This window comes from Algihabitans albus (assembly GCF_003572205.1).
GTDB lineage: Bacteria > Pseudomonadota > Alphaproteobacteria > Kiloniellales > DSM-21159 > Algihabitans > Algihabitans albus.
Genome location: NZ_QXNY01000003.1, coordinates 295,138 through 319,117, shown reverse-complemented (window position 1 = coordinate 319,117; position 23,980 = coordinate 295,138). Strand labels below are relative to the sequence as shown.

The 23,980-nt window shown below is 63.1% G+C and carries 20 protein-coding genes; 11 read left to right on the top strand and 9 right to left on the bottom strand.

The genetic code is table 11. The annotated features are described in order from the left end of the window. Positions 1 to 80: 80 nt before the first annotated feature. The 7 genes from DBZ32_RS08180 to DBZ32_RS08150 all read right to left on the bottom strand — a co-directional run bounded on the left by DBZ32_RS08180 (position 81) and on the right by DBZ32_RS08150 (position 10,132). Positions 81 to 1,592, bottom strand: coding sequence for an aldehyde dehydrogenase (NADP(+)) (locus DBZ32_RS08180; RefSeq protein WP_119166648.1), 1,512 nt, complete (start codon positions 1,590 to 1,592; stop codon positions 81 to 83). Between the two features lie 16 nt (positions 1,593 to 1,608). After that, on the bottom strand, positions 1,609 to 2,772 hold the full coding sequence (locus DBZ32_RS08175) for a fumarylacetoacetate hydrolase family protein (protein WP_119166647.1): 1,164 nt from the start codon (positions 2,770 to 2,772) through the stop codon (positions 1,609 to 1,611). 30 nt (positions 2,773 to 2,802) lie between these two features. Next, entirely contained in the window at positions 2,803 to 4,095 is a 1,293-nt protein-coding gene (locus DBZ32_RS08170; protein ID WP_119166646.1) for an L-fuconate dehydratase, read from the bottom strand. A 97-nt stretch (positions 4,096 to 4,192) separates the two neighbouring features. Further along, the gene (locus tag DBZ32_RS08165; RefSeq protein ID WP_162906633.1) at positions 4,193 to 4,927 is read right to left on the bottom strand and encodes a GntR family transcriptional regulator; all 735 of its coding nucleotides are present in this window, start codon (positions 4,925 to 4,927) and stop codon (positions 4,193 to 4,195) included. 254 nt (positions 4,928 to 5,181) lie between these two features. After that, positions 5,182 to 6,963: an IlvD/Edd family dehydratase gene (locus tag DBZ32_RS08160; protein ID WP_119166644.1), complete on the bottom strand. Its 1,782-nt coding sequence runs from the start codon at positions 6,961 to 6,963 to the stop codon at positions 5,182 to 5,184. Between the two features lie 17 nt (positions 6,964 to 6,980). After that, the gene (locus tag DBZ32_RS08155) at positions 6,981 to 9,005 is read right to left on the bottom strand and encodes a TRAP transporter large permease subunit (RefSeq protein ID WP_208539152.1); all 2,025 of its coding nucleotides are present in this window, start codon (positions 9,003 to 9,005) and stop codon (positions 6,981 to 6,983) included. 89 nt (positions 9,006 to 9,094) lie between these two features. Then, positions 9,095 to 10,132 carry a TRAP transporter substrate-binding protein gene (locus DBZ32_RS08150; protein WP_119166643.1) on the bottom strand — a complete coding sequence of 346 codons (1,038 nt, stop codon included), beginning with the start codon at positions 10,130 to 10,132 and terminating at the stop codon, positions 9,095 to 9,097. Positions 10,133 to 10,645: 513 nt separating this feature from the next. On the opposite strand from DBZ32_RS08150, the gene DBZ32_RS08145 reads away from it, so the two are divergent. The 9 genes from DBZ32_RS08145 to DBZ32_RS08105 all read left to right on the top strand — a co-directional run bounded on the left by DBZ32_RS08145 (position 10,646) and on the right by DBZ32_RS08105 (position 19,693). Further along, positions 10,646 to 12,904: a bifunctional salicylyl-CoA 5-hydroxylase/oxidoreductase gene (locus tag DBZ32_RS08145; protein ID WP_119166642.1), complete on the top strand. Its 2,259-nt coding sequence runs from the start codon at positions 10,646 to 10,648 to the stop codon at positions 12,902 to 12,904. Then, positions 12,901 to 13,635, top strand: a complete 735-nt coding sequence (locus tag DBZ32_RS08140; RefSeq protein ID WP_119166641.1) for an SDR family NAD(P)-dependent oxidoreductase — start codon at positions 12,901 to 12,903, stop codon at positions 13,633 to 13,635. The genes DBZ32_RS08145 and DBZ32_RS08140 overlap by 4 nt, the downstream gene beginning before the upstream one ends. Beyond that, positions 13,632 to 14,081 carry a MarR family winged helix-turn-helix transcriptional regulator gene (locus DBZ32_RS08135; RefSeq protein ID WP_119166640.1) on the top strand — a complete coding sequence of 150 codons (450 nt, stop codon included), beginning with the start codon at positions 13,632 to 13,634 and terminating at the stop codon, positions 14,079 to 14,081. Before DBZ32_RS08140 ends, DBZ32_RS08135 begins: the two co-directional genes overlap by 4 nt. After that, complete coding sequence (locus tag DBZ32_RS08130; protein ID WP_119166639.1) at positions 14,078 to 14,881, top strand: enoyl-CoA hydratase family protein; 804 nt, start codon at positions 14,078 to 14,080, stop codon at positions 14,879 to 14,881. The genes DBZ32_RS08135 and DBZ32_RS08130 overlap by 4 nt, the downstream gene beginning before the upstream one ends. A gap of 2 nt (positions 14,882 to 14,883) precedes the next feature. Next, positions 14,884 to 16,089: an acyl-CoA dehydrogenase family protein gene (locus DBZ32_RS08125; RefSeq protein ID WP_328587479.1), complete on the top strand. Its 1,206-nt coding sequence runs from the start codon at positions 14,884 to 14,886 to the stop codon at positions 16,087 to 16,089. Further along, positions 16,086 to 17,705: an AMP-binding protein gene (locus tag DBZ32_RS08120; protein ID WP_328587478.1), complete on the top strand. Its 1,620-nt coding sequence runs from the start codon at positions 16,086 to 16,088 to the stop codon at positions 17,703 to 17,705. The genes DBZ32_RS08125 and DBZ32_RS08120 overlap by 4 nt, the downstream gene beginning before the upstream one ends. Further along, a complete protein-coding gene (locus DBZ32_RS08115) occupies positions 17,706 to 18,113 on the top strand; it encodes an acyl-CoA thioesterase (protein WP_119166638.1) in 408 nt (135 codons plus the stop codon). 2 nt (positions 18,114 to 18,115) lie between these two features. Next, positions 18,116 to 18,538 carry a RidA family protein gene (locus DBZ32_RS08110; RefSeq protein WP_119166637.1) on the top strand — a complete coding sequence of 141 codons (423 nt, stop codon included), beginning with the start codon at positions 18,116 to 18,118 and terminating at the stop codon, positions 18,536 to 18,538. Between the two features lie 126 nt (positions 18,539 to 18,664). Beyond that, positions 18,665 to 19,693, top strand: coding sequence for an NAD(P)H-dependent flavin oxidoreductase (locus tag DBZ32_RS08105; protein WP_119166636.1), 1,029 nt, complete (start codon positions 18,665 to 18,667; stop codon positions 19,691 to 19,693). On the opposite strand, the gene DBZ32_RS08100 is transcribed toward DBZ32_RS08105, so the two are convergent. After that, the gene (locus DBZ32_RS08100) at positions 19,694 to 20,485 is read right to left on the bottom strand and encodes an enoyl-CoA hydratase/isomerase family protein (RefSeq protein ID WP_119166635.1); all 792 of its coding nucleotides are present in this window, start codon (positions 20,483 to 20,485) and stop codon (positions 19,694 to 19,696) included. It abuts the gene before it with no gap. A 35-nt stretch (positions 20,486 to 20,520) separates the two neighbouring features. Then, positions 20,521 to 21,726 (bottom strand): acyl-CoA dehydrogenase family protein, encoded by a 1,206-nt coding sequence (locus tag DBZ32_RS08095; RefSeq protein ID WP_328587477.1) that lies wholly within the window; start codon positions 21,724 to 21,726, stop codon positions 20,521 to 20,523. 128 nt (positions 21,727 to 21,854) lie between these two features. On the opposite strand from DBZ32_RS08095, the gene DBZ32_RS08090 reads away from it, so the two are divergent. Further along, positions 21,855 to 22,697, top strand: a complete 843-nt coding sequence (locus DBZ32_RS08090) for an IclR family transcriptional regulator (RefSeq protein WP_119166634.1) — start codon at positions 21,855 to 21,857, stop codon at positions 22,695 to 22,697. A gap of 102 nt (positions 22,698 to 22,799) precedes the next feature. Further along, complete coding sequence (locus DBZ32_RS08085; protein WP_119166633.1) at positions 22,800 to 23,972, top strand: thiolase domain-containing protein; 1,173 nt, start codon at positions 22,800 to 22,802, stop codon at positions 23,970 to 23,972. Positions 23,973 to 23,980: the final 8 nt, after the last annotated feature.

Below are 23,980 nucleotides of genomic sequence, written 5' to 3'. Positions count from 1 at the left end.
ATCGTTGGAGTATTTTTCCTGTGATCGGCGAAGCCGCGAAGCGGTTCCATACGATCACAACCTGCTCTAGCGATCCACGGTCACGCCTCGGCGAGATCTTCGGGCAGCAGATCGATGGGCATGTTCTGATAGCACACGGGCCGCAAGAAGCGTCGGATCGCCATGGTGCCGACAGAGGTTGCACCGAAGTTGGTCGAGGCGGGATAGGGCCCTCCATGAACCATGGTGTCGCAAACCTCCACGCCAGTCGGAAACCCGTTGGCCAGAAGGCGGCCGGCCTTGCGCTCGAGAATCGGCATGAGCTGCTTGGCAGCCTGGGTGTCGGCGGCGTCCATCTGCAGGGTGCAGGTCAGTTGTCCCTGCAGCCCCTGGGCGATCCGCCGCATCTCTTCCGGAGTCTCGACTCTGACCAGCAGCCCGAGCGGTCCGAATACTTCCTCCGCCAAGTCGCCATCGGCGAGCCAAGTCTCGGCATCGACGGAGAAGAGACTGGGTGCGGCTGACCGCGAGCCGCTTTCAGCGACAAAGAGCGATTTAATTCCGGGTTTGTCTCGGAACCTTGCAACACCCTCCCGATAGGCCGATGCGATCCCTTCAGTCAGCATATTCTGGGCTGCGACGGCCGCCAGCGTCTCCCGCGCCGCAACGGTGAAGGCCTCCGCCTCCGGGCCCTCTGGCAGAATGGCAAGGCCGGGATTGGTGCAGAACTGACCGGCGCCCATCGTCAGCGATCCGGCCCAACCGCGGGCAATTTCCGGGCCGCGCGCGGCCAGGGCAGCCGGCATCACGAACATCGGGTTGATCGATCCAAGTTCGCCGAAGAAGGGAATCGGCTCGGGCCGGCGGGCACAGAGGTCGAACAGCGCCCGCCCGCCAGCAAGACTGCCCGTGAAGCCAACCGCCTTGATCAGGGGATGCTGCGCCAAGGCGGCGCCGACCTCGGTGCCGTCGGCCTGGATCAGCGAGAACAGGCCTGCCGGTAGATCCAAGGCCACGATGGCGGCTTCGATCGCCTGCGCCATGATCTCTCCGGTGCCAGGGTGCGCCGGATGGCCCTTCACCACGACGGGACAGCCGGCGGCGAGGGCGGAGGCTGTGTCGCCGCCCGCAACCGAGAAGGCCAGCGGGAAGTTGGAGGCGCCGAATACCGCCACCGGTCCGACCGGCCTCTGGATCAACCGCAGATCGGGCCTAGGCAGCGGCGTTCGGTCGGGTTGGGCCGCGTCATACCGCCGATCGAGATAGGCGCCCGCCTCGATATGACTGGCGAAGAGGCGGAGTTGTCCGACAGTGCGTCCGCGCTCGCCGACCAGCCGCGCCTCCGGCAGGCCGGTCTCCTGGCAACCGATCTCGGTGATGGCCTCGCCGCGTGCATCGATCTCGTCGGCGATACGGTTCAGGAAGGCGGCGCGGGCGGCTCTGCCGCTGTAGCCGTAGGACCAGAAGGCCTCCTCCGCCGCCTTTACCGCGGCATCGACATGATCTGGCGTTCCGACCGCGAAGCGGTGAGCCGGTCCTTGTATGGGCTTGGATGCGAAGGTGGTTGCGGCCGCTACCCAACAACCGGCGATCAAGTGCTGTCCCTGTATCATCTGTCTCTGTCTCCGGTTAAATCAGGTTTCTGGCGCTCAAGTTCCGCATCAGCGCTGAGAAACCGAAGGTCCACTCCGGGCAATCCGTCGAGAGCCGTACACTGTTGGTCAAGCTGCCGAGCTCGTCATTACTGATGGTCACTCTGTCACCGATCTTGTGGGTGAAGCCTTCGCCGGCGATATCGCGATCTTGAGTCGGGGCGAACAGCGTTCCCAGGAACAGCATGAAACCGTCGGGGTACTGGTGGTGCCGCCCGTGGGTTTGAGCGACGAGGTCCAGAGGGTCCCGGCTGATCTCGCGCATGGAACTCTCGCCCCTGAGGCGGAAACCGTCCTGACCCTCGACGGTCAGTTCAAGCTCGGCGACGCGCAGATCGTCGATGCCGTAGGTTTCGTCGAACACGCGGATGAAAGGCCCGATGGCGCAGGAGGCGTTGTTGTCCTTGGCCTTGCCGAGCAGAAGGGCCGAACGCCCCTCGACATCGCGCAGGTTGACGTCGTTGCCCAAGGTTGCGCCCTTGATCCGGCCCTGGCTGTCGACTGCCAGAACGACCTCCGGTTCCGGGTTGTTCCAGGTCGAAACCGGGTGCAAACCGATGTCGGCGCCCCAACCGACCGCGGACAGCGGTTGAGACTTGGTGAAGACCTCGGCATCGCGGCCGATCCCAACCTCCAGGTACTGGGACCAGAGACCCTCTTCGATCAGGGCGGCTTTCACCTGCATGGCCTGTGCTGAGCCGGGTACCAGGTTCTGCAAGCTGTCTCCAATGATTGCTCCGACCGCTGCGCGAACGGCCTCTGCACGGGTCGGATCGCCGGCCGCGCGCTCTTCGATCACGCGCTCGACCATGGATTTGGCGAAGGTCACGCCACAGGCCTTGACGGCTTGCAGGTCGCAGGGAGCCAGAAGGCGAGGGTGGTCGGCCCCCGCCTTCTCGCCGATGCTGTTGGCGAAAAGCTCGTGCAGGCTGCCTAGGGACGTGCCCTCCACATCGCGCAGGTATGCGGCCGGGTCCTCGATCTCCAGCAGGTCGCGAAGCGTCGCCGTGTCTCGGCTGGTGATATCGATCACCGTTCCGTCCCGAACGATCACCACAGACGGACCCTTCAGGTCGGGCCGCCAGACACGGCCGGCAAAGGTTCCCGATGCTGGCAAGGCGACGATTCCATCATGTTCCATTGAGCGCATCCCGTGGATTTCCGTGATCGTTCAAGCCCAGGCAACGCCGTTTGGAAAGCTGTGCGCGCGCCGGCTATCATCCTTCATGGTGATCGAGTAACCAGGCGCTTCCGGCGGCAGGTACCGGCCGTCCTTAATCACCACCGGATCGAGGAAGTGTTCATGCAGATGGTCGACATACTCAAGAACCCGATTCTCGAGAGAAGCGGATACCGCGACATAGTCGTAGATCGAGAGATGCTGGACGTATTCGCAAAGCCCAACGCCGCCGGCATGGGGGCAGACGGGAACGCCGAACTTGTCGGCCAACAGCAGCACGCCGACGATTTCGTTCGGACCCGCAAGACGGCAGGAGTCCAATTGGCAGAATGCGATGGCGTCGGCCTGCAGGAACTGTTTGAACATGACCGCGTTCTGGCAGTGCTCACCTGTCGCGACCTTGATCGGCGCGATCTCGCGCGCGATGCGGGCATGCCCCAAAATGTCGTCTGGGCTGGTCGGCTCCTCGATCCACCAGGGATCGAAGCGGCCCAATGCGCCCATGTTGGCAATGGCTTCCGTCACGCCCCAAACCTGATTGGCGTCCATCATCAGTTTGCGGTTGGGACCGATCTCTTCGCGCAAGATCGCCGCCCGGCGAATATCGTCCTGCAGGTCACCGCCGACCTTCATCTTGAAATGAGACCAGCCTTCGGCGACCGCCGTTCGGCAGAGTGTGCGCATCTTCTCGTCGGAATAACCCAACCAGCCGGCCGAGGTGGTATAAGCTGGGTAGCCTTTGGCCTCCATTTCCGCGATCCGCGCGGCGCGGCCCGAGACTCTCTCCTCCAGACGTTCGCGTGCTTCGCCAGGGTCGAGCGCATCGCTGAGATAAGTCCAGTCCACCAGCTTCACGGTGTCGGACGGGCTCATGTCAGCCAAGATGCGCCAAACGGGTTTGCCGAGTGTCTTGCCCCAGAGGTCCCAAAGCGCATTGACGATCGCCGCTGCGGCTAGATGGATGACGCCCTTCTCCGGCCCGACCCAGCGAAGCTGACTCTCACCGGTGATGCTTTTCCAAGTACCGCCCATATCGACGAAGAGATCGTCCAGCGGACGGCCGACGATCAGGGGAGCAAGCGCATCGACCGCCGCGGCGCAGAGTTCGTTGCCGCGACCGATGGTGAAGGTCATGCCGTGACCATGCGGGCCGTGATCGGTCTCAACGATCACGTAGGCGGCCGAATAGTCCGGCGCGGGATTCATGGCGTCCGATCCGTCCAGGTGACGGGACGTCGGGAAGCGGATGTCATGAGCGGAGACGCGCGTGATGCGGGCAGACATGTGGTGCGAGCTTCCCTTGCTGTTGAGCGCTATGCGAAGGCGAGATGCTTGGCGTGATTGTCGAACGCAGTCGGTAGGCGTCGCCGGGATCGGGGCGTCAGCTCTGCACCCTGCGCGGCATAGCATCGGCGCTGCGTGCGGATCGATCGTTGGCGTAGAGTTCGGAGATGTTGCGTTTGAGCTGCATAAGGTGCTCGCGCATCATGGCACTGGCGGTCGGACCGTCTCGGCGTGCCAGCGCCTCGAGAATCTGACCATGCTGATCCTTCATAAGCGGCCGGCGCGTCGTCCAGCGCGTCGACATGAAACGCGCGCGGAAGACCGCCGCGTTGTACTGCTCATGGGTTTTGGTCAGGGCGGGATTGTTCGCGGCGCGCACAATTCTGCGGTGAAAGCTCATATCCGCCCGGAAGAACTCCAGAGCGTCGCCCTCTGCCGGGAAGGTCGCCAGCTTCTCGAGAATGGCCTTCAGTTCCGCGACTTCTTCCTCGGTTATGGTCTCCGCTGCCTTCTCGCCCGCCAGCCCTTCCAGGGCGGCCAGCACGTCGAGCAACGCAAGGAGCTGCTCCAAGGTCGGATCGGCGACCCGGGGGCGGCGATTGGGGACCATGTCCACCAACCCTTCGGCGGCCAGGATCCGCAAGGCCTCGCGCATCGGCGTCCGCGAGACGCCGACCCGGTCGGCCAGTTCCCGTTCTCCAAGGACTTGGCCTGGCTCGAGCTTCTCGACCAGGATCCAATCCCGCAGACGATCAGCGACTTGGGATGCCAGAGCCTGGCGGGAGATCGCCAACTCGTCGTCTTCGGAGTGGTTTTCCATCAGCAAAGACATGTCATCACCGTCATCCTGAAACCTCGAGCGGCCGCTGTTTCGGCCGAGAGACGGCCGTGCCGGTTCCGCGTACCGCGCCAAATTCGGAAGGCCGGAAAGGTATCCCATGGCCCGAGCACGCGAGGTTCGCAAGTTTGGTATACCACATACCATCTGCTTTTGCGCAAGAATGCAATTGAACTAAGGATCGTTCTTTGCCGCTCACTGCCCCTGCGTCGGATCGCTTTAGATGAAATCGCTATGACGGTCGCGCTCTAGTGATTGTCTCGTGGCAAGTCCTTGGAGATCCTCTGATAAGCGGTTGCAAGCTCCAGACAGCCGCCGTCGGCCAGTTGACCGACATGCTGGCGATAGAGTTCTTGCCAGGGGGTTTGATGTTTGAGTTCAGGCATAGACCAGCTGGCTCTTCGCTCTTGCCATTCGTCATCGGTGACCAGCGCATCCAGACGGCCAGCCTTCAGATCCAACCTGACGCGATCGCCGGTCTGCAGGAACGCAAGGCCACCTCCCACCACCGCCTCCGGCGAAGCGTTGAGGATGGAGGGGCTCTCCGACGTGCCGGACTGTCGCCCGTCGCCCGCCGTCGGCAGATGGGAGACACCGGCTTTCAAAAGCGCGTCCGGTGGCTGCATGTTCACGACCTCCGCCGAGCCGGGATAGCCGACGCAGCCCACGTTTCGAATGAACAGCATTGTGTCCGCGTCGATGTTGAGATCGGGATCGTTGATCCGCGCGTGGTAGTCTTCCGGACCTTCGAACACGACGGCCTTCGCTTCGAACACGCCCTCCCGACCGGGTGTCGATAGAAACCGCTGGCGGAAGTCGTCCGAAATCACCGAGGTCTTCATCAAAGCCGAGTCGAAGAGGTTGCCGGACAGTACGATGAAACCGGCCTTTTGCCGCAGCGGCGCCTCGACGGTGGTGATGACCTCCTGATCGAGGCTGCGCGCGTCGCCGACAGCTTCGACGAGCGGCTTTCCACTGACGGTCAGTGGCTCGCGGTGCAGAAGGCCGGCCACCATCAGTTCCCCGATCACGGCCGGGACGCCGCCGGCGCGAAAGAAGCTCTCGCCGAGATACTGGCCGGCCGGTTGCATGTTGACGATCAACGGGACGTCGAGACCGATCGCTTGCCAGTCCTTGACGGTCAGATCGACTCCGGCGTGGCGCGCGATCGCTTGCAGATGCGGCGGTGCATTGGTGGAGCCGCCGATGGCCGTGTTGACGACGATCGCGTTCTCGAAGGCCTCCCGCGTGAGCACCTGAGAGGGGCGGAGGTCCTCATAGACCATCTCGACGATCCGCTTGCCGGTCAGGTAGGCCATCGCCATGCGCTCGCGGAAGGGTGCGGGAATGGCGGCGCTGCCCGGCAGCGTCATCCCCAACGCTTCGGCCATGGCGTTCATGGTCGAGGCCGTTCCCATGGTGTTGCAATGGCCGAGCGACGGTGCGGAGGCGCAGGCGCGCGCCATGAACTCCGGGTAGTCGATCTTGCCTTCCGCCAGGAGGCGCCGGCTCTCCCAGACAATCGTGCCGGAGCCGGCGCGTGTGCCGCGCCACCAGCCGTCTAGCATCGGTCCGCCGTTAAGGGCGATGGCCGGCAGATCCACCGTCGCCGCGCCCATCAGCATGGCAGGCGTTGTCTTGTCGCAACCCGTGGTCAGTAGGACGCCGTCGATGGGATAACCATGAAGAATTTCGACGAGACCGAGATAGGCCAGATTGCGATCCAGCGCCGCGGTGGGCCGCTTGCCGGTCTCCTGAATCGGGTGAACCGGAAACTCCAGGGGGATGCCTCCGCCGTCGCGGATGCCGGCTTTGATTCGATCCATCAGAAACACGTGGATCTTGTTGCAGGGCGCCAGATCGCTTCCACTGTTGGCGATGCCGATCACGGGACGCTCTGACTGCAGTTCTTCCTGGGTGAAGGCCTGGTTCTGATAGCGCTCGATATAGAGGGCGGTCATCCCCGGATTGTTGGGATTGTCGAACCACTCCTGGGATCGAAAGCGGCGGTTGGCGCGTGTGTTTGACATGCCTGTTCCTTAAAGAGTCAACGGCCGTCGACCAGATTGGGAAGCCACAGTGCGACCTCGGGGAAGAAGAGAACGATCGTCAAGGCGACCAACTGAATGCAGATGAAGGGGATGAGCGCGCGGAAGATTTCCGCCAGCGTCATGTCGGGCGGCGCGACCGATTTCAGATAGAAGGCCGCCGGTCCGAAGGGGGGCGACAGGTAGGACACCTGCATGTTCATCGCGAAGAGGATGCCAAACCAAATCGGGTCCAGGCCGAGTTGGATGATGATCGGCACGAAGATGGGCATGGTCAGTAGCGCGATGCCGATCCAATCCATGAAGAGACCCAGAACCAGCAGGATCGCCATGATGATGAGCAGGATCACCAGGGTGGACGCACCGCTGTCCAGGACCAGACCTTCGATGAAACGATTGCCGCCCATCAAGTTGTAGACGCCGACAAGCGCCGAAGCGCCAAGGCCGATCCAGATGATCATGCCGCAGGTCTCGAGGGTCTGCTTCAAGGCGCCGCTGATCAACTCCCAGGTCGCCTCGCGTCGGATGATCGCGGAGACCAGCACGCCGACGGCCCCCATCGAGGCCGCCTCCGTGACCGATGCAATCCCGCCGTAGATCGAGCCCAGAACGGTGAAGGCCACCAGCAGCGGCGGGATCACGCCCTTCATCTTGGTGAAGATCTCCATCCACGACATCGCCTGCTCATCGGCCGAGACGGCGGGTGCCATTTCCGGGCGCAGGGTGCAGACGGTGTAGATGTAGACGATGTAAAAGGACGCCAGCATCAGCCCGGGCACCACCGTGGCCAGGAAGAGATCGCTGATGGAAACGCTGGCGATGAGCCCGTAGACGATCAAAACGATCGATGGAGGGATCATCGTGCCGAGCGACCCGCCGGCACAGACGGTGCCGATAGCAAGCGCCCGGCTATAGCCGAGCCGCAGCATCTGCGGCAAGGCCAGCAGGCCGAGCAGTACGATCTCGCCGCCGATGATGCCCGACAGCGCCGCGAGGAAAACCGCCGCGATCAAGGTCTGGATCGCCACACCGCCTCTGAGCCGCCGCGTGATCAGCCGCATGGCGTCATAGAGATCCCGGGCCATTCCCGAGCGATCGAGCAGAGACGCCATCAGCACGAACATCGGGATGGCGACCAGGACGTACTCGTTGATGAAGCTGTAGATCCGGCTGGAGACCAGCGGGACGCCCATGGTTCCGAACCAGGCTATGGTGAAGAGCACGCCGATCAGGCCCGTGACGAAGGCCAGTGGAATGCCGGTCAGAATCATCACCATGATGCCGAGGACCAGCATGATGGAGCCGGTCTCGATTCCCAGACTGCGGCCGTTCGTAAAAAGAATGACGGCGCCGACGATCAGGAGGCCCAGCACGGCCGCGATACCGAGTAGGGCGACAGGGTTGGGGCGGCTTCCCGTTGCGTGACCCGGCCCGCGACCGCGCAGGGCTGCCAGGAAGTGGCCGATGGACTGCGCAGCTAGGACGATGGCCGTGACGAAGAGCGCCAGCTTCACGAAGGCCGGGATCGGAGGATTCCAAGCCGATCCGGTTCGTTCCAGTCGGATATCCCCGCCGGGAGCGAACCAGGCGCGCTCGGTCATGGTCCAGGCGGCATAGGCGATCGCGACGGCGAACAGCAGCGCGAGGAGGGCATTCACAGCGTCGAGCAGGCGCCGGGTTCCGCCGTCGGTGCTGAAGTAGATCAAGCCGATGCGGATGTGCCGGTCGCGGGCCAGACACAGCATACCGCCGTAAAGATAACAAAAGGCGACGAGAGCGATGACGGTCTCATGCGCCCAGATAGTGGGGGCGTTGAAAAAGTGACGCAGAACGATCTCGTAGATCGAAATCGCGGTGGCGAAGGCGAAGAGCAGACTGACGGGCGCGCCGACTCTGATGATGACTCGATCGAGCCATGTCTGCCCGTCGGTCCCGGTTGTCTGGGTCAGCGTCTTGATAGCCGATACCGCTTGAGCGGTGCCGTCAGGAGTCGTGCTATCTGGGGTCGTGCTGTCTTTCGGCACGGATTTCGCCTCCGAAGGTCGCGGCTCGCGCGATAGTGGGCTGGCCTCTGCGAAGAGGGGCGGCCAAATTGGCCGCCCCTCGCGCGGGCTTAACGCAACAGGCCCGTTTCCTTCAGATACGCGGTTACGCTCTCATAGACCTTGCCGGCCAATTCCGAGCGGCCGGACCAGTTCTCCCATTGGCCTTGGGCGATCGCCCGGAACTTGGCGCGTTCTTCCTCCGGCCAGTCGATCACCTCGATGTTCGGGTCGGCTTGAGCCTCCGCAACTGCGCGCATGTCCTCGACCTCAAGACGATTGACGATGTCCTGAGCGAAGTCGCGGACCGACATTGCGAGGATCGCCTTGAGATCTTCCGGCAGCGTGTCGTAGATCTCCTTGTTCATGGACACGCCGATCACTGGCATCGAATGAAAGCCCGGATAGATCGGATAGGTCGCAAAGTCGTGCATGCCCTGGGCATGGTTGGTCGAAAAGACCGTGTAGTCCGCAGCGTCGATCACCCCCTTCTCGAGGGAGGTGTATACCTCGGAGCCAGGCAGGTTCACGGGTGAGGCGCCGGCTGCGGCAAATACTTCCTGAACCATACCTTCGGGCGCGCGCATCTTGATGCCTTGGAGGTCCTCCACCGTGCGGATCGGCGTGGTGGACAGGAAGGCCTCCACACCTGTCGCCGCCGCACCCAGGAACTGCAGGCCGTAGGGGTTTTCCAGCTCGTTGAACAGCTCGATGCCGCCGCCGTAGTTCATGTAGTTGAACATCTGTTGCGGATGAGACCAGGCGCCGACGAGATTGCTGAGCATTCCGTAGGCTGGATCTTTGCCCGAGAAATAGGATGGGTCCGTGACATGGCCTTGAAGGATGCCGGCGGCCACGGCGTCCAGTGTCTCATTATACGAGACAACCGTGCCCGTCGGGACCAGTTCTATGGAGATACGACCGCCGGTTATGACGCCGACACGCTCGGCCCAGGCTTGCTGAATTGGGAAAAAATTGTCTCCAGCCTGGGCCGAACTTTGGAAGACCCATTCGTAGTCTGCAGCGGCTGTCGGTGCCGCCAGGCCGGCAGCGGCCGTCAGGGCCAAGGCACCGGATAGAACTGTCGATTTGATTTTGGATCGTGACATCTTCTGTCCTCCCTATCGATGGAATCCGAACTGTCGATGCCTTCTTTGGCGGGCATCTGCGGGACGAGCCGGGGGCGAGTTGCCCCGTCGCTTCGTCCGTTTTTCGGGACGAGCTATGTCGAAAGCCCACGCCTCTGCCGGGCCGAGTCCGCAACAAAGTGCCGAGACAGATTTGGCGTCACAATCGAGCGCTATCACGTTCGCATGCAAGGTATTCTTGCGCAATATATAAATGTATACCAAATACCATTTGGAATATAGGGGTATTGGCGTCTTGGCATGGGTTCGGTGTCCTGCATCGGATGCGGAGGCTTGGAATGACTTATGGGGCCGGTTCACAACGGGCTGCTGGGGGAGGGCCGCGACACCCTGCCAACGGACTAGGTCGCCGGTTTGGGAGGGGCGCCGCCGCGAAGGATCTATTTAGCATAAGAAATATTCATATATGAAATTTTAAGATTGAAATAAATCTCTTGCCGGCGCAGGCTGGATCGTCGGATAGGAGGCGTGACGATGCGCATAGCTTGTTTGGGCGGCGGTCCTGGGGCGCTCTACTTCGCAATTTCGATGAAGCTGCGGGATCCTGATCACGAGATCGTCGTGATCGAACGCAATCGTCCTGACGACACCTTCGGCTGGGGTGTCGTCCTGTCAGACGAGACTCTTGGAAATCTGGCTGCCAACGACTCTGTCAGCGCCGAGGCCATCCGCGCGCATTTTGCCTATTGGGACGATATCGCCGTCGTCCACAAGGGCACCCGCACGGTATCGAGTGGGCACGGGTTCTGCGGGATCGGGCGCAAGAAGCTCCTGCTGCTGTTGCAGCAGAGAGCGAGAGAGCTCGGTGTGCAGCTCAAGTTCGAAACGGAGGTTGAGAGCGCGGCGCCCTACATGGAGCAGTATGACCTCGTGGTCGCTTCCGATGGCCTGAACTCCAAGGCACGCTCCGAGTTTGCGGAGGTTTTCAAGCCCGACATCGACCTGCGCCGCTGCAAGTTCGTATGGCTCGGAACTCGCCAGAAGTTCGATGACGCCTTCACCTTCATTTTCGAGAAGACGGAGCAAGGGTGGGTCTGGGCTCACGCCTACCAATTCGACGAAGACACCGCGACCTTCATCGTGGAGTGCTCGCAAGCGACCTGGGACGCCTTTGGCTTCGACGGGATGACGAGGGACGAGAGCGTCGCCACCTGCGAGCGTATCTTCGCCGATCATCTGGACGGAGAGAGCCTGGTCTCGAACGCCAACCACCTTAGGGGGTCCGCTTGGCTCAACTTTCCGCGTGTCCTCTGCGAGAGCTGGTCCCACGAGAACCTCGTCCTCTTGGGGGATGCGGCGGCGACCGCCCATTTTTCCGTGGGTTCGGGGACCAAGCTGGCCCTGGAATCCGCGATCGCCCTGGCCAGCTATCTCCACGAAGGAGACATGACAGCGGCCTTCAGACGCTACGAGGAAGATCGGCGAGTCGAGGTCCTGAAGTTGCAGTCGGCGGCGCGAAATTCCACCGAATGGTTTGAGAACGTCGAGCGCTACCTGGATCTGGATCCGGTCCAGTTCAACTATAGCCTTCTCACCCGCTCGCAGCGGATCAGCCACGAGAATCTGCGTTTGCGCGACCCCAAGTGGCTGGCGTCCGCCGAGGCCTGGTTCCAGAAGCAAGCTGCGTCGAACAGAGATCGGGCGCCGATGTTCGCGCCCTATCAACTCCGGGAGATGAAGCTCAAGAACCGGATCGTGGTATCGCCCATGGCACAGTACAAGGCGGTGGAGGGCTGCCCGACAGACTGGCACATGGTGCACTATGGCGAGCGTGCGAAGGGCGGTGCGGCCCTCGTCTTTACGGAGATGACCTGCGTCTCCGCGGAGGGACGAATAACCTTGGGCTGTCCTGGCCTCTATACCGCCGAGCAGGAGGCTGCCTGGAGGCGGATCGTCGACTTCGTGCATGCGGAGACCGACGCGAAGATCTGTTGCCAGATTGGGCATTCCGGCCGGAAGGGCTCGACGCAGCTCGGCTGGGAGGAGATGGACGCGCCGCTGCCGGACGGTAATTGGCCGATCATGTCGGCGTCGGCCCTGCCCTGGTCGGAGCGCAATCAGGTGCCGAAGGAGATGAACCGGGCCGACATGGATCTGGTGCGCGACCAGTTCGTGGCGGCAGCCGGCATGGCCGAACGCGCCGGCTTCGACATGCTCGAGCTTCATGCCGCGCATGGTTACTTGCTGTCGTCTTTCATCTCGCCCTTGTCCAATACCCGCGAGGATGAGTACGGCGGCAGACTCGAAAATCGCATGCGCTATCCGCTTGAGGTTTTTCGCGCGGTGCGTGCCGTTTGGCCGGCCGACAGGCCGATGTCGATACGGATATCGGCGACCGACTGGTCCGACGGCGGCGTCGACGCGGCCGAGGCGGTCGAGATCGCGGCTCTGTTTCGCGAAGCCGGGGCCGACATCTGTGATGTTTCCGCGGGCCAGACCTCTACGGAAGCCCAGCCCGTCTACGGGCGGATGTTTCAGACTCCCTTTTCCGACCGCATCCGCAACGAGATCGGGATGCCGACCATGGCGGTCGGCAATATCTTCGAGCCGGACCACGTGAACTCGATTCTGATGGCGGGACGCGCGGATCTGGTTTGTCTGGCTCGCCCGCATCTTTCCAATCCCTACTGGGCCCTGCACGCCGCCGTCGCGCTGGGCGACGAGGAGGAGGCTTGGCCGGATCCTTATCTGGCTGGACGGGACCAGATGCGCCGCCTGGTCAGCCGGGCATGACCGTGGCAGGGCGGTCGGTGCTGGTGACCGGTGGCGGGTCGGGTGTCGGTGCTGCGATTGCCGGAGTTTTCGCGGATGCCGGCGCTCTGGTGACGGTGACCGGGCGACGGTTGGAGCCGCTGCGGGCGGTCGCCGCGCAACGAATGACGGCGATACAGGCCGACGTGACCAGCGAGACGTCGGTCATGGAGCTCTTCGCCGAGGCGGGTCCGCAGGAGATCGTGGTGGCGAATGCCGGTGCGTCCGAGAGCACGCCCTTCGCCAAAACGACGTCGGAGGCCTGGGAGCGGATGCTGGCCGTCAACCTGACCGGCGTCTTCCTGACGCTTCGGGAAGGCTTGCGCCAGATGGGCGATTGGGGGCGGTTGATTTCCATCGCTTCGACCGCCGGTCTCAAGGGTTATGCCTACGCGGCTCCCTACGCTGCGGCGAAGCATGGGGTCGTCGGCTTGACGCGCTCTCTGGCGCTCGAGACGGCTCGGAAGGGGATCACCGTCAATGCCATCTGTCCCGGATTCGTCGACAGCGAGATGACGGAGCGAAATGTGCTCGAGATCGCCAGGACCACCGGCCGCACCGCCGAGGAGGCCCGCGCGGGTCTGGCGCGCTTCAATCCGCAGGGGCGGCTGATTCTACCGTCCGAGATCGCGGCGGCCGCGCTATGGCTGTGCGGGCCCGGTTCGGATGCGGTCAACGGACAGGCGATCGCGCTTTCGGGGGGCGAGGTATGAGCCTCGAACTGCCTCAAGCTCAGAGGCTCCGGCTCCGGCTCTGGTTAGAGATGCTGAAGGCCACGCGTCATATCGAAGCCGAACTGCGCGAGAAGCTGCGGTTGGAGCATGGCACGACTCTGCCGCGCTTCGACGTGATGGCGGCGCTCGAACGTCGGCCGGACGGCCTGAAGATGTCCGAACTGTCGCGCAGGCTGATGGTGTCCAACGGCAACGTCACGGGCATCGTCGATCGCCTCGTCGAAGACGGGTTGGTGGTTCGGGTCGATGTCGAAGGCGACCGTCGCGCCACCCGGGTCCGCTTGACGAGCAAGGGGCGCCACGCATTCGAGGCCATGGCGGTGGAGCATGCTCGCTGGATCCAGCAGTTCACCGATAGGCTCGACGAGCGGGAAATCGCCGACACCACGGCCGTGCTGGAAAAGATTCGGAAGGTAGAAGCATGAATCTGGCAGACCTCAAGCCGCAGCATTTCGAATGGCGGATGGATGGACGCGTCGCCGTGGTTCGTCTGTTGCGGCCCGAGCGCAAGAACCCGCTGACCTTCGAGAGCTATGCGGAATTGCGCGATACCTTCCGCAAGCTCGCTTACGCCGAGGATGTCGATGCGGTGGTTTTCGCCTCCAACGGAGGGAACTTCTGCTCAGGTGGAGACGTGCACGAGATCATCGCGCCGCTCGTCGAGATGGACATGAAGGACTTGCTCGCCTTCACGCGCATGACAGGCGATCTCGTGAAGGCGATGATCGGATGCGGGCGTCCGGTGATCGCGGCCGTCGAGGGTGTTTGCGTCGGTGCTGGCGCCATGATCGCCTTGGCTTCCGACCTGCGTCTCGCGGCACCGAACGCCAAGACGGCCTTCCTCTTCACGCGGGTCGGGCTTGCCGGTTGCGACATGGGGGCTTGCGCCCTTTTGCCCCGCATGATCGGGCAGGGTCGCGCAGCCGAGCTGCTCTACACCGGCCGCTCCATGAGTGCCGAAGAGGGAGCGGCCTGGGGGTTCTTCAATCGTGTGGTCGACGACGTCGAGAGCGAGGCGCTCGCGCTTGCGCAGCGGATCGCGGAAGGGCCAGTCTTCGCTCATGGCATCACCAAGACGCAGCTCAATCAGGAATGGTCCATGGGGCTCGAACAAGCGATCGAAGCAGAGGCGCAAGCACAGGCAATCTGCATGCAGACCCGGGACTTCGAACGTGCCTATCAGGCTTTCGTCGCGAAACGGCGGCCGGTCTTTGCAGGAGATTGACGATGGCGAACGCGACAGCGGCTCCAGGTGCGCCGCCCTTCGCAGAGACGGGCACCGGGACGCGTGCGGATGCAATCGCGCAGATGCGCGATGTGGACCGGACTTTCCTGGACTGGCCTTTTTTCGAGGACCGTCATAGAGAGTTGGCGGCGCGGCTCGAGAGCTGGTGTGCGAAGCTGACCGTCGACCACGGTGACGTCGATGCGGCCTGCCGCGACCTGGTTTCGCGGCTTGCCGCGGACGGCTGGTTGATCCACTCGGCCGGTTCGCTGGATGTACGCACACTTTGCCTGATACGCGAGACTCTGGCGCGCTATGACGGTTTGGCCGACTTTGCCTTTGCTATGCAGGGCTTGGGTACCGGCGCGATTACCTTGTTCGGAACCGAGGCGCAAAAGCAGTGGCTGCCGCGGACGATTCAGGGCTTGGCAATTTCCGCTTTCGCGCTGACCGAACCGCGTTCGGGCTCGGACGTTGCCAACATGGAAACGGTCGCGCGGCGCGACGGCAGCGACTGGATCGTGTCGGGTGAAAAGACCTGGATCTCGAACGGTGGGATTGCCGATCTCTACTGCCTCTTCGCGCGAACCGGGGGGCCGGGTCCCAAGGGCATCTCCTGCTTCCTCCTCCCAGGCGATGCGGAGGGTCTCGAGATTGTCGAGCGGCAGGAGGTCATCGCCCCTCATCCTCTGGCACATCTCAGGTTCAACGAAGTCCGTCTGCCAGGTGATGCACTGATTGGTGCGGAAGGGCAGGGTTTCAGGATCGCGATGTCGGTTCTCGACGTCTTCCGGGCCACCGTCGGAGCCGCTGCGCTCGGGTTTGCACGCAGGGCACTTGCGGAGTCGGCGAAGCGCGTGCGCGAGCGCGAGCTCTTCGGCGCACCCATGGCCGAGCTTCAGATGGTTCAGGGTCACATCGCGGAGATGGCGCTCGACATCGACGCCGCTGCATTGCTGATTTATCGGGCGGCTTGGGCGAAGGATCAGGGCGCCGAGCGTGTCACGCGCGAGGCTTCGATGGCCAAACTCTTCGCCAGCGAACAGGCGCAGAAGGTCATCGATATGGCTGTGCAGCTTCATGGCGGCGAAGGCGTGCGGAAGGGCGCCGTGGTCGAGAGTCTCTATCGAGAGATCCGGGCGCTTCGGATCTACGAAGGTGCGTCGGATGTTCAGAAGGTGGTGATTGCGCGGCAGGTTCTGGGATGATGCTCGGACCGACGGCGCACGAGGATAGTTTTACCCGAGACCGTTTGCCGGCGGTGGACGACTGCCCCTGTTTTCTGACCGAGGATTTTCCTTACCCCGATTATCTAAACGTTGCCGTCGCCTTGACCGACGCGATGGTCGAACAGGGGTTCGGCGATCACATCGCGCTCATCGGAAATGGGCGCCAGCGGACTTACAAGGAACTATCGGACTGGACCAATCGGCTCGCCCATGCGCTGGCCGACGACTACGGCGTGAGACCCGGAAACCGAGTGCTGATACGCTCGGCGAACAATCCCGCCATGGTCGCCTGCTGGCTGGCCGCGACAAAGGCCGGAGCTGTCGTGGTTAACACCATGTCCATGCTGCGGGCTGGTGAGCTGGCCAAGATCGTCGACAAGGCGGAGATCAGCCACGCTCTCTGCGATACCCGTTTGATGGATGAGCTTGTGGCCTGCGCCAAAGACAGCCGGTTCCTCGAAACCGTTATTGGCTTCGATGGGACGGCCAACCACGACGCGGAGCTGGACCGAGCGGCGCTTTCGAAGCCGGTTCAGTTCGACTCGGTGCGCACCGGTAGAGACGACGTCGCCTTGCTTGCCTTTACCTCGGGGACGACCGGCGAACCGAAAGCGACGATGCACTTCCATCGCGATCTTCTGATGATCGCCGACGGCTATGCCAAGGAAGTCCTGAAGGTCGTGCCGGGCGATGTCTTCGTCGGCTCTCCGCCTCTTGCTTTCACTTTTGGGCTCGGCGGGCTCTCGATCTTTCCTCTGCGCTTCGGGGCTACGGCGACTCTTTTGGAGACGGCCTCGCCGCCAAACATGATCGAGATCATCGAGACCTACAAGGCGACGATCTGCTTTACGGCGCCGACGGCCTACCGCGCCATGCTGCGCGCGATGGACGAGGGAGCCGATCTCTCGACACTCCGCTGCGCGGTCAGTGCTGGCGAAACGCTGCCGGCACCTGTCTTCGAGGAATGGAGAGCGAAAACCGGGAAGCCGATGCTCGACGGCATCGGAGCGACGGAGTTGCTGCATATCTTCATCTCCAGCCGTTTCGAGGATGCGCGGGCTGGCTATACCGGTCGCCCAGTAACCGGTTACCAGGCGAAGGTGGTCGACGAGGCGATGAACGAGCTGCCGCGCGGTACGCCGGGGCGGCTTGCTGTGCGCGGCCCGACCGGCTGCCGTTACCTCGCCGACGACCGCCAGCGTGACTATGTCCGCGATGGCTGGAACATCACTGGCGATACCTTCATAGAAGACGAGGATGGCTACTTCCGTTTTGCCGCCCGCAACGACGATATGATCGTATCGTCCGGCTACAATATCGCTGGACCGGAAGTCGAAGCGGCCTTGCTTTCGCATCCGGATGTGGTGGAATGCGGCGTCATTGGGGCCGCCGATACCGAGCGCGGCCAGATCGTTCAGGCTCATGTGGTGCTGGATGAGGGAGTGCCGCAGGACGCGGTGACGGTGAAGCGTCTCCAGGACCACGTGAAGGCGACGATCGCACCTTACAAATACCCGAGGTCCGTCCGGTTCATTCAAGAGCTGCCGAAGACGCCAACCGGCAAGGTGCAACGTTTTCGCCTGCGGGACTCCTGAATGTTCACCTTGCCGCAAACCATTCGCTTCCAGCATTGCGACCCGGCCGGCATCGTCTTCTACCCGCGCTACTTCGAGATGCTCAACCTGACCGTCGAGTGTTTCTTCGAGGAGCGCTTGGGGGCCAGCTTCAGCCAACTCCATGTGCAAGAGCGTCTCGCCGTTCCGACGGTGCGCATCGACACGGAGTTCCGCGCGATGAGCCGGCTCGAGGACGTGGTCGACTTCGATCTCCGCCTGACCCGCCTCGGTCGCAGCAGCGCCACTTTCACCGTCGAAGGGCGGTGCTTGGCTGAAACGAGGCTAAGCGCGGAGATCGTCCTCGTGGCGATCAACATGGAGACCCGCAAGGCGCGCCAATGGCCGGACGGTCTGCGCGCCAAATTGCAAGAACAACTAGAGGTCTAAGCATGTCGGCAACACCGCATCACTTTCTTCACCCGTCAGGCTGGAAACCGGCAAAGGGCTATGCCAACGGAGTACTTGCCGAGGGACCTATGGTCTTTCTGGGTGGCCACATCGGTTGGAACGGTCAGCAGCAGTTCGAGACCGACGACTTCGTCGCTCAGGTGCGTCAGGCGCTTGAGAACGTTGTTGCGGTGCTTGCGGAGGCCGGCGGCGGTCCCGAGCACCTTGTTCGCCTGACCTGGTACATCACGGACAAGCGCGACTATTTGAACCGGCTGCAGGAGGTCGGTGAGGTTTACCGCACCGTAATGGGCCGCAACTTTCCCGCCATGGCAATGGTCCAGGTAGCCGGTTTGATCGAGGATCGCGCGAAAGTGGAGATTGAGGCGACAGCCGTGCTGCCGCGCGAGGCAACGGCTGCCTAGCTGTTGCCTGCGGTCGGCCGCGACCTCGGGGCTGATCGAACTGCATACAAGTGAAATTGCAATCCGCATTGCGAAACGCTGTTGCCTATGATCTTCTGATCTTCGCTAAGCAGTTTCGAGGTATGCATGTCTCTTGCAGAGAGCTTTGGCCGCCGGCTGCGCCTTCCCGTGATCGGCGCGCCGCTGTTCCTTGTTTCGACCCCCGATCTGGTGATCGCGCAGTGCTGCGCGGGGGTCGCGGGCTCCTTTCCGGCGCTCAACGCACGTCCGGCCGAAGCGCTTGAGAGCTGGCTGGAGCAAATTTCTACGACGCTGCGAGAGGAAGAAGTTCGACGCGGGCCCGCTGCGCTTGCGCCTGCCCCCTACGGTGTCAATCTCATCGTGCACCGGTCGAACCCACGCCTCGAACAGGATCTTGCCACGGTGGTCGCCCATCGTGTGCCCTTCGTCGTGACGTCCGTCGGTGCGCCCGACGCCGTCGTCGAAGCCGTGCATGATTACGGCGGTCTGGTCTTCCACGACGTCGTCAATTTGCGCCATGCGCGGCGCGCCATCAAAAGTGGCGTCGATGGACTGATCCTGGTTTCAGCCGGGGCAGGCGGGCATGCGGGAACGATCAATCCCTTCGCGCTGCTGCCGGAGGTCCGCGCCGAGTTCGATGGTCTGATCGTGCTGGCTGGCGCTCTCAGCTCCGGCGCAGCGGTGCGGGCTGCACGCGTTATGGGTGCCGATCTCGCCTATCTGGGAACGCGCTTCATCGCCACGCAGGAGGCCAATGCGGTCTCCGGCTATAAGCAGATGATCGTTGAGTCTGCGGCGGCCGACATTGTCTACAGTCCTGCTTTCACCGGTATCCACGGCAACTATTTGAGGCAGTCTATCGAGCGTAACGGTCTCGATCCCGATAGTTTGCCGCCGTTGGGTGAGGTCGCCGTCGGCAATCACGAGAAGCGCCCGAAACGTTGGAAAGACATCTGGGGTGCCGGTCAGGGCGTTGGCTCGATTGACGATATCCCTTCGGTTGCCGATCTCGTCGAGCGCTTGGCCGAAGAGTATCTGGCGGCCGGCGCGGCCAATGCCGCCGATCCTTTCGAAGCGAGTCTGCGGGCGGAGCCTGCGGCGATCCGCCGTCCGCGTGCCGTTAGCGACCTGTGATCAGCACCCTGTGAACTGGGGTTTCTGTTTTTCGAAGAACGCTCGGCGTCCTTCGGCGAAGTCCCGACTGGAGAACAGAACGGCCTGATTGTCAGCTTCGCTGTCGAGAACGGCATCTAGAGCTTGAGGTGCCCGGGCCAACATGGCTTTGACGGCGGCGATCGCGAGAGGCGCTCCAGCTGCGAGTCGTTCGGCGACCGCAAGGGCTTCCGACAGAGCCTGTCCCGGGGCGACGGCCTTGTCAGCCAGACCACAGCGCGCCGCTTCGCGTCCGTCGAAGACTTCGCCGAGCAGCAGGAGGCGCCGTGCCGCACTGTTGCCGGTCCGCGCCGGCACGGTCCAGAGTGCCCCGAGGTCGGGCATCAATCCCACCCTGTCGAAGGCGGCGATAAAACGCGCATCTTCGGATGTCAGCACCAGATCGCACGCGGCAGCCAGCGAAAGGCCCGCGCCGGCGGCGTCGCCCTCGATGGCCGCGATCACCGGCTTTTCTCCGCGCACGATCAGCCGCACCAGCCGGTGGGCGCGGCGCAAGCGCAGACGAGCCGCCGTTGGTGCGATGTTCTCCATGGAACGCAGATCCCCACCGGCGCAGAAACGTCCCTCCGCCCCCGTGATCACGATTGCGCGCACGGCTTCGTCGGTCATGGCCTGCTCCAGCAGGTCATGCAGAGCTTCGCGCATCGGCAGCGAGAGCGCGTTGCGCCGGGTTGGATCGTGCAGTGTCAGCAAGGCGATCGCGCCGCGACGCTCGGACAGCACGGGGGGGAGCTGCATGGTGGTGTCGGGCATGATTTCGTCCTCTCCGCTGCCGGCCCTCGGGCGGCTCAGCGACCCAGTGCCTGGGAAGCTTCGCTGATAAGGGCGCGCGCGATGACCAGTTGCTGAATCTGGGTTGTGCCTTCGTAGATGCGGAACAGCCGGGCGTCGCGGTAGAGACGCTCGACGGGATAGTCGGCCATGTACCCGGCGCCGCCGTGAATCTGCACCGCACGGTCGGCGACCCGGCCAACCATTTCGCTGGCGAACATCTTGCAACAGGATGCCAGCATCGGGACCTTCTCGCCGGCATCGACGCGTCGTGCGGCATCCAGGGTCATACAGCGGGCAGCATAGATCTCCGCCTGGCTGTCGGCCAGCATTGCCTGGATCAATTGGAACTGTGCGATGGCCTGGCCGAACTGCTGGCGTTCCACCGCGTAGCTCAGGCTCTCGTCGAGCAGCCGTTGCGCCGCACCGACGCAGACAGCGGCCAGATGGATGCGGCCTCGATCCAGTACCTTCATCGCCGTCTTGAAGCCCTGTCCGCGTCTGTCCGGTCCACCGATGATCGCAGTAGCCGGAATTCTCACGTTGTCGAAGACGACGTCGGCCGTATGCGCGCCACGCTGCCCCATTTTGCGGTCCCAAGGACCGACCGTGATGCCTGGCGTATCGGCTTCAACGAGAAAGGCCGAAAGTCCGCTCGCACCCGGCTGGTCCGGCTCGCTGCGCGCCATCACCGTGAAGAGCCCTGCCTCCGGTGCGTTGGTGATGTAGCGCTTGGTGCCGGAGAGCAGAAAGTCCTCTCCATCCGGCCGCGCGGTCGTACGCAGGGAGGCGGCATCCGACCCGCTGTCTGGCTCGGTCAGGCAGAAGGACGCGATCAGGTCCCCGCTGGCGATGCGTGGGAGGTACTTCTGCTTCTGCGCTTCCGTGCCATCTGTGACGATGCCCTGCGAGCCGATCCCGTTATTGGTCCCGAGCATTGAGCGGAACGCGACCGATGCGCGGCAAAGTTCGAACATGAGCCGGACCTCGGCCTCAAGCGGCAGGCCAAGCCCGCCGTAGGAGTCCGGTACGGAGATGCCGAACAAGCCGAGGTCACGCAGCAGCGCCCGTATCTCGTCCGGAACCCGATCCTCGGCGACGGTCTTTTCCTCGGCGGGGATCAGGCGTTCCTCGACGACGCGGCGCACGGTCTCCGCGAGCTCGAGCGTCAGGCCTTCGTCCAGTGGCATGTCATCTTCTCCGGAATCCGGTTCGTCCGCCATGCTAGGGAAGGGGCTCGTTGGGATCAACCAATGCAAAACGTATTTTTGCAGAGCAAAATTCGAGCAGTTTCGCTGAGCGAAACAAAGAGCTAGACTCGCCAGTCGCAGCGCTAGAGGAGTTTCGTGCCATGAGCACACGGCGGAATTGGCAGCTAGAGTCGGATCTTGACGAGTCCGGAGGGGTGGAGGCCGATGGATCGAAAGATCGGCAGTTCATTACCGCGCTATCCCGAGGGTTCGACGTGCTGCGCGCCTTCGATGCCGCCGATCCGCTACTCGGGAACCAGGAGATCGCCTCTCGCACCGGCCTGCCGAAGCCGACCGTGTCGCGGATTACCTATACTCTCACGAAGCTTGGCTATCTGAAGTACGTTCCCAAGCTCGAGCGCTACCGCCTGGGGTCCGGCGTGCTGGCCATCAACCAAGCCTACCTCGCGAGCCTGGCGATCCGCGATCTCGCGCGCCCGCACATGCTGGAACTGGCGACCGCGTCGCGTGGCACGGTCGCGTTGGGCGACCGCGATCGTCTCAGCATGGTCTACATCGAGTTACAGCGCAGCGTCAGCCACGTGATTCTGCATCAGGATATCGGCAGTCGCTTGCCCCTGGCGCGCAGTGCCATGGGGTGGGCTTGGCTGGAGAGTGCGCCAGAGGCCGTGCGCCGTCAGGTGATGGATGCCCTCAAGCAACAGGAAGGCAAGGACTGGACGTCGGTGAAGAAGCATATCGCCAGAGCGGAGCGCGAGATCGCCGACACTGGATTTTGCTTGGGCATCGGCTGCTGGGTCCCGGATATCAACGGCGCCGGCACGGCCTTTCTCGCGCCGGACGGTCAGACTGTCTATGCCTTCAATCTCGGCGGTCCGGCCTTCGTTCTCAGCGAAGAGCGTCTGCGCCAAGACCTGGGACCGCGTCTGGTCGGCATGCGTCGGGCGATCGAGGCCGACTATCTGCGCCAAGGGCTGCGCTGACGGCTCTTGCCCACACGGCATGACAGCTTCCGTCCCAGTGAGGCTTGAAAGGCATCATCACTTTCGTGCACCCTAGTTTTGCATGGTAAAACAGGATTTCGCATGAAACGTGTCGCCGTCGTCGGTGTCGGTCAGACGACCTATGGCCTGGAGCCCGAGCGCAGCTTGAAGTCGCTGTTCGCCGAGGCGGCCTCCGCGGCTTTTGCTGATGTGCCCAAGGGACTCGATCCGCGCGAGGTTGAGGAGGCTTTTATCGGCAGCCTCTCCACGGGCGGTTCGCAGCTCGGAAACTTCGCGCCCTTGATGCTGGAAAGCGCTGGGATGGTCGGAGTGGCCGGCCGGCATGTCGAGAATGCCTGTGCATCCTCCGGCTTCGCATTCCGCGATGCCTTTCATGCCGTCGCCTCGGGCGCCGTGCGGATCGCCGTTGCAGGCGGGATCGAGAAGATGAGCGATCTGCCGCGTGAGCGGAATCGATCTTGGCTGGGCGTCTCCGGCGATGTCGAGTGGGAGCGGCTCGCGGGCACGAATTTCCCCGGCATCTACGCCATGATGGCACGCCGCCACATGCATGAGTTCGGTACGACCAAGGCTCAAATCACGGGCGTGGCCGTGAAGAATCGGTCGAACGCCGTCTCCAACCCCAAGGCACAGGTCCGCAAGGCCATCACGCTGGAACAGGCGCTGGCGACGCCCAACCTCGCCGATCCCTTCTGTCTCGCCGACGCTTGCGGTATCACCGACGGAGCTTCGATGGTGATTCTCTGCGACTGGGATCTTGCCGGCGACTTGACCGACCGCGCCGTCGAGGTGGCCGGGAGCGGAGCCGGCAGCGACTACGTGGCGATCCACGACCGCCCCAGCGTCACGCAGTTGCCTGCGACGCGAAAAGCGGCGCGCCAGGCCTATGCGCAAGCCGGCATCGAACCGGAAGAGATCGACCTTGCCGAGGTGCATGACTGTTTCACGATTGGCGAGATCCTGGCCTACACCGATCTCGGCTTCTGCAGTGAGGCCGAGGCCGGCCGTTGGCTGGAGGAGGGGGTCACCGCCCGCAATGGCCGTCTCCCTGTCAACGGTTCCGGCGGCTTGATCGGTAAAGGCCATCCCATCGGTGCGACCGGCACTGGTCAGATCTACGAGCTGGTCAACCAGTTGCGTGGAACAGCCGAGGCGCCGGACCGCCAGATCGTCGATGCGCGCTACGGCCTCGCCCACAATGTTGGCGGTTCGGGCGGCAGCGTCGCCGTGCACATTCTCAAAGCAGCGGCTTAGGAGGTACG